This is a genomic window from Methylophilus sp. E2MeOHC9 (assembly GCF_058744375.1).
Genome location: NZ_CP196024.1, coordinates 1,381,761 through 1,397,430, shown reverse-complemented (window position 1 = coordinate 1,397,430; position 15,670 = coordinate 1,381,761). Strand labels below are relative to the sequence as shown.

General features: G+C 49.2%; 17 protein-coding genes. 8 read left to right on the top strand and 9 right to left on the bottom strand.

What is annotated here, in order from left to right; all coding sequences use genetic code 11:
• Nucleotides 1-56: 56 nt before the first annotated feature.
• Nucleotides 57-959, bottom strand: coding sequence for a M23 family metallopeptidase (locus tag ACSSVF_RS06730; RefSeq protein ID WP_492406143.1), 903 nt, complete (start codon nt 957-959; stop codon nt 57-59).
• A gap of 126 nt (nt 960-1,085) precedes the next feature.
• On the opposite strand from ACSSVF_RS06730, the gene ACSSVF_RS06725 reads away from it, so the two are divergent.
• Together ACSSVF_RS06725 and ACSSVF_RS06720 are read left to right on the top strand one after the other, a co-directional pair.
• Nucleotides 1,086-1,532, top strand: a complete 447-nt coding sequence (locus ACSSVF_RS06725; RefSeq protein WP_492406142.1) for a DciA family protein — start codon at nt 1,086-1,088, stop codon at nt 1,530-1,532.
• Between the two features lie 267 nt (nt 1,533-1,799).
• Nucleotides 1,800-3,830 (top strand): sodium-translocating pyrophosphatase, encoded by a 2,031-nt coding sequence (locus ACSSVF_RS06720; RefSeq protein ID WP_492406141.1) that lies wholly within the window; start codon nt 1,800-1,802, stop codon nt 3,828-3,830.
• A 76-nt stretch (nt 3,831-3,906) separates the two neighbouring features.
• Here the strand turns inward: ACSSVF_RS06720 and ppa are convergent, their stop codons facing one another.
• From ppa to gap (ACSSVF_RS06700), 4 genes are all read right to left on the bottom strand, one after another.
• Nucleotides 3,907-4,455 (bottom strand): inorganic diphosphatase, encoded by a 549-nt coding sequence (gene ppa / locus ACSSVF_RS06715; protein WP_492406140.1) that lies wholly within the window; start codon nt 4,453-4,455, stop codon nt 3,907-3,909.
• Between the two features lie 70 nt (nt 4,456-4,525).
• The gene (locus ACSSVF_RS06710; protein WP_492406319.1) at nt 4,526-4,822 is read right to left on the bottom strand and encodes a YkvA family protein; all 297 of its coding nucleotides are present in this window, start codon (nt 4,820-4,822) and stop codon (nt 4,526-4,528) included.
• A gap of 36 nt (nt 4,823-4,858) precedes the next feature.
• Nucleotides 4,859-5,758: a phosphoribosylaminoimidazolesuccinocarboxamide synthase gene (locus tag ACSSVF_RS06705; protein ID WP_492406139.1), complete on the bottom strand. Its 900-nt coding sequence runs from the start codon at nt 5,756-5,758 to the stop codon at nt 4,859-4,861.
• A 95-nt stretch (nt 5,759-5,853) separates the two neighbouring features.
• Nucleotides 5,854-6,912 carry a type I glyceraldehyde-3-phosphate dehydrogenase gene (gap, locus tag ACSSVF_RS06700; RefSeq protein ID WP_492406138.1) on the bottom strand — a complete coding sequence of 353 codons (1,059 nt, stop codon included), beginning with the start codon at nt 6,910-6,912 and terminating at the stop codon, nt 5,854-5,856.
• A 150-nt stretch (nt 6,913-7,062) separates the two neighbouring features.
• Here gap (ACSSVF_RS06700) and ACSSVF_RS06695 point away from each other — a divergent pair, with 150 nt between their 5' ends.
• Nucleotides 7,063-8,052: a GGDEF domain-containing protein gene (locus ACSSVF_RS06695; protein WP_492406137.1), complete on the top strand. Its 990-nt coding sequence runs from the start codon at nt 7,063-7,065 to the stop codon at nt 8,050-8,052.
• Nucleotides 8,053-8,107: 55 nt separating this feature from the next.
• Here ACSSVF_RS06695 and ACSSVF_RS06690 read toward each other — a convergent pair whose 3' ends face one another.
• Both ACSSVF_RS06690 and gap (ACSSVF_RS06685) read right to left on the bottom strand, forming a co-directional pair.
• On the bottom strand, nt 8,108-9,304 hold the full coding sequence (locus tag ACSSVF_RS06690; RefSeq protein ID WP_492406136.1) for a phosphoglycerate kinase: 1,197 nt from the start codon (nt 9,302-9,304) through the stop codon (nt 8,108-8,110).
• Nucleotides 9,305-9,384: 80 nt separating this feature from the next.
• A complete protein-coding gene (gene gap / locus ACSSVF_RS06685) occupies nt 9,385-10,386 on the bottom strand; it encodes a type I glyceraldehyde-3-phosphate dehydrogenase (protein ID WP_492406135.1) in 1,002 nt (333 codons plus the stop codon).
• A 163-nt stretch (nt 10,387-10,549) separates the two neighbouring features.
• On the opposite strand from gap (ACSSVF_RS06685), the gene msrA reads away from it, so the two are divergent.
• The gene (gene msrA / locus ACSSVF_RS06680) at nt 10,550-11,059 is read left to right on the top strand and encodes a peptide-methionine (S)-S-oxide reductase MsrA (protein WP_492406134.1); all 510 of its coding nucleotides are present in this window, start codon (nt 10,550-10,552) and stop codon (nt 11,057-11,059) included.
• 16 nt (nt 11,060-11,075) lie between these two features.
• On the opposite strand, the gene ACSSVF_RS06675 is transcribed toward msrA, so the two are convergent.
• The gene (locus tag ACSSVF_RS06675) at nt 11,076-11,618 is read right to left on the bottom strand and encodes an RNA pyrophosphohydrolase (RefSeq protein ID WP_492406133.1); all 543 of its coding nucleotides are present in this window, start codon (nt 11,616-11,618) and stop codon (nt 11,076-11,078) included.
• 139 nt (nt 11,619-11,757) lie between these two features.
• The gene (locus ACSSVF_RS06670; protein WP_492406132.1) at nt 11,758-12,489 is read right to left on the bottom strand and encodes a hypothetical protein; all 732 of its coding nucleotides are present in this window, start codon (nt 12,487-12,489) and stop codon (nt 11,758-11,760) included.
• Nucleotides 12,490-12,689: 200 nt separating this feature from the next.
• Here ACSSVF_RS06670 and ACSSVF_RS06665 point away from each other — a divergent pair, with 200 nt between their 5' ends.
• The 4 genes from ACSSVF_RS06665 to ACSSVF_RS06650 all read left to right on the top strand — a co-directional run bounded on the left by ACSSVF_RS06665 (nt 12,690) and on the right by ACSSVF_RS06650 (nt 15,611).
• On the top strand, nt 12,690-13,700 hold the full coding sequence (locus ACSSVF_RS06665) for a beta-propeller fold lactonase family protein (RefSeq protein ID WP_492406131.1): 1,011 nt from the start codon (nt 12,690-12,692) through the stop codon (nt 13,698-13,700).
• Nucleotides 13,701-13,864: 164 nt separating this feature from the next.
• Nucleotides 13,865-14,410 (top strand): SRPBCC family protein, encoded by a 546-nt coding sequence (locus ACSSVF_RS06660; protein ID WP_492406130.1) that lies wholly within the window; start codon nt 13,865-13,867, stop codon nt 14,408-14,410.
• 467 nt (nt 14,411-14,877) lie between these two features.
• Nucleotides 14,878-15,204, top strand: a complete 327-nt coding sequence (locus ACSSVF_RS06655; protein WP_492406318.1) for a pilin — start codon at nt 14,878-14,880, stop codon at nt 15,202-15,204.
• A 44-nt stretch (nt 15,205-15,248) separates the two neighbouring features.
• A complete protein-coding gene (locus ACSSVF_RS06650) occupies nt 15,249-15,611 on the top strand; it encodes a pilin (protein WP_492406129.1) in 363 nt (120 codons plus the stop codon).
• Nucleotides 15,612-15,670 lie beyond the last annotated feature (59 nt).

The window sequence follows — 15,670 nt, the reverse complement described above, 5'->3', positions numbered from 1 at the left end:
GTATAAGATATAGAGGCGAATTGTCTTGATTATTGCATGCCAGCAACTGAATTCGGTCAGGAATGGTTCCTGAGATATTCGCGTGGGTCCAGCGGGTTACCATTCAGGCGGATCTCATAATGCAGATGCGGCCCGGTAGAACGACCAGTACTGCCTATCAGTGCCACTTTCTGGCCCTTGGTGACACGTTCACCCGCTTTAACCAGCAATCTGGAATTATGCGCATAGCGCGTTTCCAGTCCAGACCCATGATCGATCTTCAATAAATTACCGTAATCGGAGGTTTGCGCGGCGGTAGCCACAATACCGTCGGCCGCCGCATAGACAGGCGTACCGGAAGCAGCAGGAAAATCCAATCCTTCATGAAAAGCGCGATGGCCACTCAGGGGATCAATGCGCCAGCCATAACTTGAAGAGCTATAAGCAGCATCGACCGGGCTGCTATTAGGCAGCATTTCGCGCAACACGCTTTTTAACAACAACTTAGCCTCGATCTTGCCCTGGTACTCATCGCGGAAATCAAGATCAGCCGACATCTGTTCTATGGTCGCCTTCAGGTCTTCTTCGCTGAGTGGTGCATCTTTCACCAATGGCCCGCCCTGGCCGATGACTTCATTGACGGAGGTGCGCTCATTGATAGGTTCGGCACTGGACTTGATGCCAGCCAGTTTGGACAAGCGCTGATTTTGCGCATCCAGGCGCAGGATACGTGCCTGTAACTCGCCAATTTGCTTGGCATACGCGTCCAGGTGACTTTGTGTGGAAAGCATGGCGCCTCTTAAATGTGGAGGCAAGATCGCTTTCACGCCTTGGGTTTTGATCACCTGTTGCGGAGTGATAAATAATAAGGTCAGCACCACAGGCACGAGTATCAGCGCCAGGACCACGCCCAGGCTTTCAAAGATACCCAGCGTTTTAGGCTTGGCCATTTTTTCTGAAACAATAATGATATTAATCATGCCACGAACTCTCGCTTTTAACCGATTGCCCACCGGAATAGCCCGTGAGAATAATCGGTGTAGTACAATATTCAAGCATTCTGCAGACAACCACGTATTTTAAACACGCATTATAAAAACTCACGCATGTTAAAAATCAATCGGATTTTCAATCACCATCACGAGCTCAAGCCTTTATTGGATGAGGCTTATGATCGTCAACAATTACAGCAATTATGGTCTGTGGTTGCCCCGGAACTTTCTAAACTTTCCCAGGTGCTGGCGGTAGAAGACGGCATACTTACCATCGGCGCACAATCGGGCACTGTCGCCAGCAAAATCCGGTTATTGGAAACCGGACTGATACGAAGAATTGGGGATTTTTGCGAAAATTCCCAGAAAATCAAAGGGTTAAACCTTAGCGCAATTAAGGTTAAAGTGCAAGTAAAATCTAGGCCACCAGCCAAACAGAAACGTATCAAATCCCCATCCAACCAGGCCTTGAACACGCTGGAAGCATGCGCCGACCAGATTGAGAACCCGGCACTTGAAGCGGCTTTACGCCACTTTATTGACCGCCAGCGCGATTCATAACCTCCCTATTTTCCCCGTATAGACAGCCTGCCTGAATGTGCGGGTTCAAGTGCATTTTACTGAGCCTATTTTCCCTATGCACTGTACTTGTGCGCATTCTTGAATTAGTGCAATAATGCATCACCCTGTTACATTTTATTTACAACTCAATACTAATAGCCGAAGGATTGATCACCAAGCATTCACACTTTCATTTTTTACAACTTAAGTAACAGGTCTTAAGTAGTCATTACGTTCAACGCAGTTTCACCAGGAACAGGAGAACACATGTCAGTCGCATTAATGTTGGCCATAGGCGCAGCAGTTTTGGCGGTACTTTATGGCGTAGTAATGAGTAAGTGGATTTCGGGATTACCTGCAGGCAATGCCCGCATGCAAGAGATTGCAGGGGCGATTCAACAAGGCGCGGCCGCCTATCTGGCCAGGCAATACAAAACCATTGCCTTAGTTGGCGTCATTTTGGCTGTACTCATCGGACTTTTTCTTGGCTTACACACTGCAATCGGCTTTGTAGTGGGCGCGGTGCTTTCCGGCGCCTGCGGGTTCATTGGCATGAATGTGTCGGTGAAAGCCAATGTGCGCACCGCACAGGCGGCGACCAATGGCATTGGAGCGGCACTCGATGTCGCTTTTAAAGGCGGAGCCATTACCGGCATGCTGGTCGTTGGGCTGGGGTTATTAGGTGTGACCGGCTTCTATATTTTCCTGGGTGCTGAACAAGCCACCGATTTAAATCCGCTGATTGGCCTGGCGTTCGGTTCATCGCTGATCTCGATTTTCGCGCGTTTAGGTGGCGGCATTTTTACCAAAGGGGCTGATGTGGGCGCCGACCTGGTAGGCAAGGTGGAAGCAGGTATTCCAGAAGATGACCCACGCAACCCGGCCGTGATTGCTGACAATGTCGGAGATAACGTTGGCGACTGTGCCGGCATGGCTGCCGATTTATTTGAAACCTATGCGGTGACCCTGATTGCCACCATGGTACTAGGCGGCCTGATGGCGGCTGAAGCCGGTGCCAATGGCGTACTTTATCCGTTGCTGCTGGGCGCGGTTTCCATCGTTGCCTCTATTATCGGCTGTTTCTTTGTGAAGGCCTCCCCTGGTATGAAAAACGTGATGCCTGCGCTCTACAAAGGCTTGGCTGTCGCCGGGGTACTCTCGCTGATCGCATTTTACTTTGTCACGCAATACGCCTTTCCGCAAGGCTACACTCATGGCGAAGTGACCGTTTCCAGCCAGGCATTATTTGGCGCCTGTGCCGTCGGGCTGGTACTGACTGCCGCGCTGGTATGGATCACTGAATACTATACCGGCACCGATTATGCCCCGGTCAAACACGTGGCCCAAGCTTCTACCACCGGCCATGCGACCAATATTATTGCGGGCATAGGCGTATCCATGAAATCCACCGCGCTGCCGGTGCTTTCTGTGTGCGCAGCCATTTATGTTTCGTTTCACCTGGCTGGCCTGTATGGCATCGCGATTGCGGCCATGTCTATGCTGAGCATGGCAGGCATAGTCGTCGCGCTAGATGCGTATGGCCCGATCACAGATAACGCAGGTGGTATTGCCGAAATGGCGGAACTACCCAGCAGCGTGCGTGAAGTGACTGATCCATTGGATGCCGTCGGCAACACCACCAAAGCCGTGACCAAAGGCTACGCGATTGGCTCCGCAGGGCTGGCTTCACTGGTTCTGTTTGCCGATTACACACATAAACTTGAAGCCGCAGGGATTACAGCCAGCTTTGATTTGAGTGACCCAAAAGTCATTATCGGCCTGTTCATTGGCGGCCTGATCCCATTCCTGTTTGCAGCGATGGCGATGGAAGCCGTTGGTCGTGCCGCGGGTAGCGTGGTGGAAGAAGTACGTCGCCAGTTCCGTGAGATCAAAGGCATTATGGAAGGCACTGCCAAGCCGGAATACGGCAAGGCAGTTGACCTGCTGACCACGGCTGCCATCAAGGAAATGATGATCCCATCACTACTCCCAGTGGCTGCGCCCATCCTGGTGGGTATATTCCTGGGCCCGGTGGCCCTTGGCGGACTACTGATGGGCACCATAGTCACCGGCCTGTTTGTGGCAATCTCAATGTGTACTGGTGGTGGCGCCTGGGATAATGCCAAGAAATACATTGAAGATGGTCACCATGGTGGCAAAGGGTCAGACGCGCACAAAGCGGCGGTGACCGGCGATACAGTGGGCGACCCCTACAAAGACACGGCTGGCCCGGCGGTCAACCCGCTGATTAAAATCATCAATATTGTGGCGTTGCTGATCGTGCCGCTACTGCACTAAATCATTCCTTTTTTTGCATATAAAAAAAGTCGGCATCTGCCGACTTTTTCCTTGCTACTTCTGTAGTTGCCTAAGCTTAGAAAGCAGGTTTTACTTCCAAAGCATTGTAGCGTGCGACGCCATCCATGATTTCCGCATGCGCCTCATCAACACCGGCCCAACCCTCGATCTTCACCCATTTGCCTTTATCCAGGTCTTTGTAATGCTCAAAGAAGTGGGCAATCATGTCCAAACGCCAAGGCGAAACATCACTCAATGTTCTCTGATAAGCGTATAAACCACATACCTTTTCAATCGGCACCGCCAGCACTTTGGCATCGCCACCGGCTTCGTCAGTCATTTTCAGCATGCCTAAAGCGCGGCAACGCACAACCACGCCTGGCAGCAACGGCACTGGTGTGATCACCAATACATCGACCGGGTCTCCATCATCACCCAAAGTGTGAGGAATATAGCCATAGTTACATGGGTATTGCATGGAAGTACCCATAAAGCGGTCCACAAACAGGGCACCACTCTCTTTGTCTACTTCGTATTTAACTGGATCGCCATTGGCTGGAATTTCAATAATGACGTTAAAATCGTTCGGCAAGTCTTTGCCGCTTGCTACCAAATTCAAAGACATCTTTTCAAACCTATTTCACGAAAAGCCGCCATTATAGGCGATTAACATAAACCTTTGTTTGCAAACCGCATTATTTTTGATTTTCTGCAGATTGCGCCTGATCACGACACGCCTGCCGTACGCTGACCGGTGTGAATTTAAGTGCCAGATAGAGCAATAAGGGAATGATCACCAGCTCATCCAGCTGGCCGATGACAGGAATAAAGTCTGGGATCAGGTCAAATGGCAGCACCAGATATCCGAGTGCCAGCCACAACAACGCTTTTGCTGACCTGGGAGTTTGCGGATGCTTCTGTAGCGCACGGTAAAACGCGAGTTCCTGTTTGAACCTGCTGGCCAATGTCGCTAATTGTGCGCGAAAACCCATATTGTCTTTACCGATGCCACTTGCACTCAATATGCGCTAGTCAACCTGCAAGGTGCGCCCGGTCAGTTTGGCAAACGCTTCCATATATTTGTCCGAGGTACGCTGCGCTACATCAGCAGGCAAAGCCGGGCCAGGGGCTGTTTTGTTCCAGTCACAGGTTTCCAGCCAGTCACGCACATATTGCTTGTCGTAGCTGGGTGGGTTAGCGCCCACCTGATACTGGTCTGCAGGCCAAAAACGGGAAGAATCCGGTGTCAGCACTTCATCCATCACATGCAATACGCCTTGCGCATCGACACCGAATTCAAATTTAGTATCGGCAATGATAATGTCTTTCGCTAGCGCATACTCAGCCGCCTGGGTATATAGCGCAATGGCGGCTTTTTCTACTTGCGCGGTGAGGTCTTTACCAATCAGCGCTTCAACCTGGGCGATGCTGATGTTTTCATCGTGCTCACCCACGGCGGCTTTGCTGGAAGGGGTAAATAAGGGAGCCGGTAATTGCTGTGCCAACGTTAAACCTGCGGGCAACGGGATATCACACACGGTGCCCTTGGCCTGGTACTCTTTCCAGCCACTGCCAACCAGATAGCCACGTACAATGGCTTCCAGCGGTAACGCTTTCAGCTTTTTGACTACGACAGCACGGCCTTTGACCTGCTCGACTTCATCTGCCGCGACTACAGATTCAGGCGCGATGCCGGTCAAATGGTTAGGCACTACATTTTCAAGCTGTTCAAACCAAAAATTAGCCATCTGCGTCAGCATGGCCCCTTTGTGCGGAATGCCAGTAGGCAGAATCACATCAAACGCGCTTAAACGATCGGTACTCACCAGGAGCATGGTGTCAGCGTCAATATCATAAATATCGCGCACTTTGCCCTGATGCAATCTTTTCAGGCTTTTAATCGAGGTTTCCAGCAAAGGCGCACGCATAAATATCTACCGCAAAGTAAAAAGCAATATTATAAATGCGCTGTCCCGTTGCGGGCGAACAATTTAGCAACGGGGGTCATGGTTTCAAAATCAAGCTAAGCGGCAACCGCTTCTATGTCCTGTTGCGGCAATTGGGACATGGACAATTTGGCATGCGCCACATAAGCGGTTAAACGTAACAGGTTGCAGGTGTAGCCATACTCGTTGTCATACCAGCCTATCAATTTCACAAAGGTCGGATCCAGCATGATGCCGGCGCTGGCATCAAACACACTGGCTGCCGGATAACCGCGGAAGTCGCTAGAAACCACTTGTTCTTCGGTATAGCCAAGCACGCCTTTTAAATCGTGCTCTGAGGCATGTTTCATGGCCGCACAAATCTCGGCATAAGAAGTTTCCTGCTGCAATTCAACCGTCAGGTCGACCACAGACACATCTGCGGATGGGATACGCATCGCCATGCCGGTCAATTTCTTGTTCAACTCGGGGATCACTTTACCCACTGCTTTTGCCGCGCCGGTGCTTGAAGGAATAATGTTCTCAAACACGCCGCGTCCGCCGCGCCAGTCTTTTTTAGAGGTGCCATCCACTGTTTTCTGGGTAGCCGTCGCCGCATGAATCGTCGTCATCAACCCCCGTTTAACGCCAAACTGGTCTTGCAAGACTTTCACGATAGGCGCTAGGCCATTGGTGGTGCAAGAAGCGGCAGAGACGATGTCCTCGCCTTTGTACTGGGTATGGTTGACGCCATAAACATACATAGGCGTATCATCTTTGCCAGGTGCAGATTGCACAACAATACGCGCACCCGCAGCAATGTGCGCAGCGCAGGATTCCTGCGTCAGGAAGACGCCGGTACACTCGACCACCACATCGACATGGTGGGATTTCCAATCGATATCCGCGGGATTGGTATGAGCAGTCAGGCGGATTCTTTGCCCATCAACTACCAGGAAATCGCCCTCTAAGTGTGCATCATAGGCCAGCCGACCATGCACAGAGTCATATTTCAGCATGTATAGCATATGCTCCGGCTCTTCAATCCCGTTGATGGCAACGACCTGCATCTCATGGAACTCCGCCTGATTCAATGCGGCTCGCAGCACCATACGTCCTATCCTGCCAAACCCGTTAATGCCTACCCGAATACCCATACTGGTCTCCTTCAATAGTGGATAAGCATAACATAAGCAATTTTAATGCTAATTTACATGCACAATATTAGACAGCAGGTGTACCCTTGCATAGAATAGGGAAAGCAGGCTTTTCCCGTTGTAAATTTCAGCAACCTTGTTGGATATTTTGTGGATATTGCAGAACAATTACTGAATGGTATTTTGGACACATTGCCACTGCAAATCGCGGTGGTCGATGAGACCAGCAGTATTATCTACGTCAATCAGGCCTGGCGTGCGTTCGGTTTGTTTTATGGCCTGGACATCAATACCGACTGGTTTGGCATTGCCTACCTGGATATCTGCCGGGCGAACGAAGATACCAACCTGCCACCATTGCTGAACGGCATAGAAAAAGTGCTCAGTGGCACATTAGGTCACTTCAGTATGGACTATCTGTGTCACACGCCGACCAAACAGCCCACCTGGCTCACCCTCAGTTTGCAACCCATGCAAACCTCACTGGCAGATAACAAGTTATTCCTGCTTTCACTGACCAATATCACCCATCACAAACAGGTAGAAGATCGCATCTCTGCGCTTACACACACCGATCCGCTGACTGGCCTGGCCAATCGCCGCCGGTTAGAGCAGTTTATGCGGGATGAATGGTCACGCGCGATCAGGCATCAATCCAGCCTGAGTGTGATGATGATAGATGCAGACCATTTTAAACAGTTGAATGACAGCATGGGCCATGCGGCCGGAGATGAGTGCTTGCGTAAGCTGGCCGGAATACTCAAACGCTACAGTAACCGCCCTGGTGATATGGCTGCCCGCTATGGTGGTGAGGAATTTGTGCTGATCCTGGGCCAAACTACTCAACAGGAGGCAGTTAAAATCGCCGAGCGTATCCGTCAAAAGGTCATGGAACTGGATATCCGTTTCGCCGGCCATCGCCTGATGACCATCAGCATAGGCATTGCTTCGCTGGGCATGCATCAGTCAACGACCCATAAAGAACAACATGCGCGCAACCAGTCACTCAATTTCAGCGAGGATGGCGATTTATTGATTGAGCAGGCGGATAAGGCGTTGTATGTGGCCAAGAAACAGGGCAGGAACCGGGTGGAAGTGTACGACAAGCACCACCGGCTGACTGTCCCGCTTACTTTTTAATTCCTGACGTTGTGCAAACCCATGACAGGCTTGCACAACGAGTCAGGCAATGTGTCTACTGAGTTGCGCGCTCTTCCAAAATAGCCACTGCCGGCAATGTTTTACCTTCCAGAAACTCCAGGAAAGCGCCGCCCGCCGTAGAAATATACGATACCTTGTCGTAGATATCATATTTCTGGATAGCGGCAATGGTGTCACCACCACCCGCCAGCGTAAACGCCTTGGTTTCTGCAATGGCGTTGGCAATGGTTTTGGTGCCATCCCCAAACTGGTCAAACTCAAACACGCCTACCGGGCCGTTCCAGACCACGGTGCCTGCTTTCATGATGATGTCGACCAATTCGGCAGCTGATTTTTCGCCTATATCAAAAATCATGTCATCGGCAGTCACGTCATCGGCTGATTTTTTCACCGCAGGCTCGTTCGCATCAAACTGCTTGCCTACCACCACATCTTTGGCAATCGGCACACAGGCACCGCGCGCAGCCATTTTGTCCATCAGGCTGCGGGCAGTGTCTATCAGGTCATGCTCATATAGCGATTTGCCCACTTCATGCCCATCGGCCTTGAGGAAGGTATTGGCGATACCGCCGCCCACCACTAACTGGTCCACTTTATCGGAGAGGCTTTCCAGCACGGTCAGCTTGGTCGAGACCTTGGAGCCACCGACAATCGCCACAAAAGGCCTGGCAGGTGCCAACAGGGCTTTGCTCAAGGCATCCAGCTCTTCTGTGAGCAAAATACCGGCACAAGCCACTGGTGCGAATTTGGCAATGCCATGCGTTGAAGCTTCAGCACGGTGGGCGGTGCCAAAAGCGTCCATCACAAAGACATCGCACAAGGCGGCATATTTTTTGGCCAACTCGTCATTATTCTTTTTTTCACCCACGTTAAAGCGGCAGTTCTCCAGCAAGATCAACTGGCCTTCATCGGTGCCCAGGCTATCTGCAGGCGCATTCGGTGCCAGCCAGTTCTTCACAAGGCGTACCGGTTGACCCAGCAACTTGCTCATCACATCCGCCACTGGTTTGAGTGAGTTCTCTTCTGAATAAACGCCTTCTTCAGGACGCCCCAGGTGCGAAGTCACCATGACCTTAGCGCCGGCTTTCAGGGCGAATTCAATCGTTGGCATACTGGCCACAATACGGGCGTCGCTAGTCACAACGCCATCTTTCACCGGCACATTCAAATCGGCGCGGATAAATACACGTTTACCACGCAAGTCGAGGTCAGTCATTTTGATGAATTTCATACACGTACTCCGAGCGATATACCGCTTAAAAAGAAATCGAAATGGAATGTAAAAACGGGGCAATCAAGCCCCGTTTATGATTAAGCAATATGTTGCACCAGGCGCAGCAGGTTGCAGGTATAGCCGTATTCGTTATCGTACCAGCCGATGACTTTGACAAAGGTCGGGTCCAGCATCAAACCGGCATCGGCATCAAACACGCTGGCGGCAGGACTGCTACGGAAATCTGTGGAGACGACTTTATCCGAAGTGTAATCCAGCACGCCTTTCAATGCGCCGGTGGATGCCTGCTTCATCGCCTCACAGATGGCTTCATAAGTCGTTTCCTTACTGAGCTCAACGGTCAGGTCTACTACAGACACATCTGCGGATGGCACGCGCATGGACATGCCAGTCAGTTTTTTATTCAATGAGGGAATCACTTTACCCACCGCTTTGGCCGCGCCAGTGCTGGAAGGAATAATGTTTTCAAACACACTGCGGCCACCGCGCCAGTCTTTTTTAGAAGTGCCATCCACAGTCAGTTGTGAAGCGGTCGCTGCATGGATCGTGGTCATCAGGCCGCGTTTCACACCAAAATTGTCATGCAAGACTTTGGCCAATGGTGCCAGGCCATTGGTAGTACAGGATGCCGCAGAGATGATAGACTGCCCTGCGTACTCTTCATGGTTCACACCGTAGACAAACATAGGGGTGTCATCTTTGCCCGGGGCGGATTGCACTACTTTTCTAGCGCCGCGGTTCAGGTGTGGCTGGCAGGTTTCTTCAGTTAAAAAAGCACCGGTAGATTCAACGATGACGTCTGCGCCGCCTTTGCTCCAGTCGATATTGTTAGGGTCGCGTTCTGCGGTCAGGTAAATGCGTTTGCCATTCACCACCAGGTCACCGTTATTGGCTTCTACTGTGCCCTGGAAACGGCCATGTACCGAATCATATTTGAGCATATACATCATATATTCGATGTCATACGAGCTATTGATGGCTACCACTTCAATATCATTGAACTCGGCTTCTTGAACGGCTGCGCGCAGTACCATACGACCAATACGTCCAAACCCGTTAATCCCCAACTTGACAGCCATATTTCTCCCCAGCGAATACAATAGAACTAAAACTCAGCATTTTAACCTAAACCTCATATACTGGACAGATTGTAAGTGGTTGATTTGATGAGCCACATCTGGCCACAATATGCCTGTGTTGCTTTTACGTGTTTACAACCCTTTTACAGAAAGTTTTTTTAGTATGTCAGACAAAATAATTCTTGCGGGAGGATGTTTCTGGGGCATGCAGGATTTGATTCGCCAGCTTCCCGGTGTGATCAGTACGCGCGTTGGTTATACCGGCGGCGATGTGCCGAATGCCACTTATCGCAACCATGGTGATCATGCCGAGGCGATGGAAATTGTATTTGATGCTGAACAGATCAGCTTAAGGCAATTGCTGGTGTTTTTCTTCAAGATCCACGACCCGACCACGCCTAACCGCCAGGGGAATGACCTGGGGCCTTCGTACCGCTCTGCCATTTTTTACCTGGATGCCAGCCAGAAAACAGTGGCTGAACAATTGATCAGCGAAATGAATGATTCAGGCATCTGGCCAGGCAAAGTGGTGACCGAAATCACGCCTGCCAGTGACTTTTGGGTGGCTGAAGCAGAACACCAGGATTATTTGTTGCGTTATCCGGAAGGCTATACCTGCCACCGGATACGGCCGGAATGGATATTGCCCCGCGATTTAGCAGCAGCGGTTTGACCTGTTGTTGAGGGCACTAGTCATTGCCTAATGTGGGCAATGGTGTACTTAATGGTTTGCGCGTCTTGCCGCCATAACGCTTGGCAGGGTTGCGCAAAAAAGTGGACAACTCGTTCAGCGCCAATTGGTAAACTTCACGCTTGAACTCAATGACATCAGACAGCGGTACCCAATACTCACTCCAGCGCCAGGCATCAAATTCAGGATGCTCTGTCGCACGCAATGACACATCCGAATCCCGGCCTATCAACCGCAACAGGAACCAGATCTGCTTCTGGCCTTTGTAACTGCCGCGCCATTCACGTTTGATCCAGCTGGTCGGCACTTCATAGCGTAGCCAGTCACGGGTGCGCCCCAGGATTTTTACATGGTCGGGTCTCAGGCCTACTTCTTCCATCAACTCGCGATACATGGCCTGCTCAGGAGTTTCACCATATTTGATGCCTCCTTGAGGAAATTGCCATGCATGCTCTTTGATACGTTTGCCCCAAAACACCTGATTGTGGGTATTACATAAAATAATCCCCACGTTAGGACGGTACCCATCACGATCTAACATAAAAACTGCCTTGAATATTTACTGCAATTTTTTCACACTTTACAGTTTAATGAAAGGACATCCATGGCACCCTGCCCGAAAAGAACAACGGGCAATAAAAAAGCTCACACCCGGTGAGCTTTTTTATTGCTGATGATGATCAGGACTTCATCCGACGTAACGCCAGTGCACCCATCATTAACAACCCCGTAAACATCATGGCTGATGTATGCGCTTCAGGCACTGGCGTCACCGCCATGCTCACTAAGGTATAGTCAGACTGATTGGTACAGCTAGTGCATGAATTCCTGGCTTCCCCGGTTGCTGCACTGAACTGGATGCTGGTGATCGAACGCGTACCAAATGGGTCAGTCAGTTGCCAGGCACCTGTACCACCATCTACGGCGCCACTACCAAGGGACAACACTGAACTTGCACCACCTGCACCGGTCCAGCTCGCAGTATGTGTGCCTATCGCGGTCAGATAATAGGTATCCACACCGCCATCAGAAAAATTCACCAGAAACTTTGCAACTTCTTTTACATCATTATATTCAGGGCCATCAAACAGCAAACCCACAGTGAGCGTAGAGACAACGATAGCTTTGGAAAATGTACCAGTGAGCTTTTCATCAATATCGATCTCACCTGCTGTTCTACCGCCAGATATTCCTACACCGGTGATGCCATCCTGCGTTTTTTTCTCAAATGAACGGCTGCCGGTAAAAGTGGCGACTGTGCCATCTGCGAAAGTCTGGCTGTAGCTTGATTGCCCATTCACGAAGTCCGCGCCTAACACAGTGCTGGCCGTTAACGCATAGGCAGATTGCGTGGCCGCCAGGAACGATAGTGCCAATATGCATCTAACACTCAAAATAAATAGTTTTTTCATTTCAATCTCTCCTCAATTGAATCATCCCCATAATCATTGTAGGGTAATTCAACAGCCAGGAGTATTTCCCGATAAGCAAAATGATTAAAAAACCCTTTATTTTCATACATTTACAACTTAATATCATATTCGTTGCTTATAAACAAAATTTTTTGCAAAATCCCGTGTCAACCCGTTTTAATACAAAGCGTTTTTCAGCCATGAACTCTGCACTCACCCCACCAATTACTTCTAAGCATACCTCTGCAACAAAAGTGCCTTTTTGGCAAAAAATAGCAATCCTGCCAGTCATACTGGCCTGGAGTGTCAATACGGTTGCCGGCAATCTTGCCTACATTACCAACCAGGGTAGCAACACCGTTTCGGTGCTTGATATTGAGAGCAAAAAGGTCACGCACACGATTGAGGTTGGTAAAGCACCTGTCGGCGTGGCGATTGCGCGTAAACAGCAGCGCGTTTACCTCAGCAACGCCAATAGCCAAACCGTTTCTGTGATTAACAGCCGTACCCAACAAGCAATACAAGAAATCCCGGTGAATATCCAGGCGGTTGGCATTGCGCTTAGCCGTGACGAGAAAACGCTGTATGTGGCGGACTGGGGCGGCGCGCAAGTGATTGCGATCGAGACAGCACATCCTGAAAAACAAAAAGCCTTTAAAGCAGGCAAGACGCCTTCGGGCATGGTCGTCAGTGCAGATAATAAAAAACTGTTTATCGCCAACCGCGATAGCGATGATGTGACAGTGGTGGATACGCGCACGCTGCAAACCCTTGCACAAATCAAGGTGGGTTTACACCCGTTCGCATTGACCCTCAGCCCGGATGGCAAAACGGTCTTTGTCGTCAATGTGGTGAGCAATAGCCTGACGTTGCTAAATGTGGATTCACACCAGACCAGCACCATTAAAACCGGCCAACATCCTTATGGCGTTGCCATCACCCCGGATGGGCATTGGGCGTATGTCAGCAACAATCATGCGGAAAGTGTGTCTGTGATTGAGATCGCCAGTGGCAAAACAGTCAAAACCATAGATGTCGGCGAGTTTCCCGAGGGCATTGAATATGACAAAGCGACGCAGCAAGTCATCGTCGCCAACTGGGGTTCGGATTCTGTTTCCATCATTGATGCGAAGACGAATACGGTGACGAACACCATTGCCAGCCCAAAACTATGCCGGTCGTTTGGGCAGTTTATTCTTGAAACAAAGTGATTCAGCGATGTTTCACCTACTCCCCCTTTTTAGTTTTTTCACAGGATCGCCCATGAATTAGTCGCAAAGAGTCATTTTTTTAGGTAAAGTCACGGGTTATTTTAAAACTCAAAAGACTGATTACTTTTAAGCTTTAAAACATCTGTAAATATCAGGAGATTGAAATGAAAAAAATATTTGGCATCATTGCCGTTTCTTTATTGCCATTGATTCCATTGACCGCAGCTGCACACGGTGCCGCAGCATTACGTTTTGAAAAAACCGTTACCATCAAAGCGCCTCCGGCAAAAGTCTGGGCATTGCTGAAAGATTTTGGCAATGTGCAAGCCTGGCATTCTGGCGTGGAATCTACAAAAGTAGAGCAGAAAAAAGACGAAAACGGTGATGACACCACTTACCGTACCGTCAAACTGAAAAACGGCGGCACCATGTACGAAAAACTGCGTTCCATCGACGACGCAGGCATGCGCCTGAAATATGAGTACATCCTGGATAAAAGCACATTGCAACTGTCCAACTTTTACCCAACTGTTTCTGTGACTGCTAAAGGCAGCGAAACCGTGGTCACCGTAAAAGGCAGCTACACACGTGCTGACTCTTCTAACATCCCTAAACCGGAACAAAACGATGATGCAGCCACTAAAGCCATCAACGAGTTTTTTGATCCAGGTTTAGAAAGCCTGAAAAAGGTAGCCGAATCGGGAAAGTAATTAACCAGGGTTCTGGCAAAAACTCGCAAGGCAACAGTAAACCCTGGTGGAAATTCTGGTAAGTCTTACGCTGTAACCATTTAGTTTTTTGCAAATGCGGGATCAGGCCAAAAGTCTGGCCCTGTCACAAATAAAGGGATTGTGTACCACACAATCCCTTTTTTGCTTATTAAAGCACCAACGATGCCTGGGCTACCCATCCTGACAAAAAACATCACTTCTATTCCCAAGACTGACAAATCCTGTCATTTTTTGTCAGCCATCATTCGATATGTTTAACTGCAATAATTCGATACCAAACCAAAGAAATAAGGCATAAAACCCATTTAGTTCTTTTTTTTCAATATGTTGATAGCAATTAAATTTAGGTGGCACACCTATTGCTTATAGGTTCTCGAACACTGTTAGAAAAGCAGTGACTGAAACAAAAGCTGTTCACTTTAAACTTTGACTCTGAAGGAAACATGATGAAAAAACACGTACAACAAGGTTTTACCCTGATTGAATTGATGATCGTAGTAGCCATTATTGGTATTTTGGCTTCTGTAGCGATTCCGGCTTATCAGGATTACACGAAAGATGCTGCTGACAATGCATGTGCGGTTCAAACTAAAGGCTTTACAAATAACTATGTATTGGCCCAACAAACTGATAGAACACTTCCTACGGTTGCTAAAGGCGTGTGCGATGATGTGCAAGCCATCACTGGTACAACAATCGCAGCAAAAGCAAGAGCCCCTGGCGGCAAAACCACGACTTGCGTGATTGCAACCGGCGTTTGCACCTCATCTTAATTAAAGTCTTACAGTTGCATTAAATGCCCGATGCTGGGCATTTAATGCAACTAAATTCCTTTCAAAAATTTTCAAGACATTATTTTATGCGACTTCAAACAGGGTTTACATTAATTGAACTTATGATTGTAGTAGCTATAATTGGCATATTAGCTTCAATAGCCATTCCGGTTTATAAAGACTACTCAATAGACACCGCTGATAATGCCTGTGCCGTACAAACCAAAAGTTTCACTGACAATTACAACTTAGCCAACCAAACCCATAAAACAATACCAACCAGCGTCGCTGGGGCTTGTACTGACCTCGCTGCCATCGACTCGACCAGCATTACGGCAACAGCCAAATATCCAGGAAGTAAAACAACCACTTGTACAATAGCAACAGGGGTTTGTATCACCTCCTAAGATTAAGCTTGCTCACTAAAGAAATAAAATCTCCTCGAATCAATTCATTCCCAGCTGCC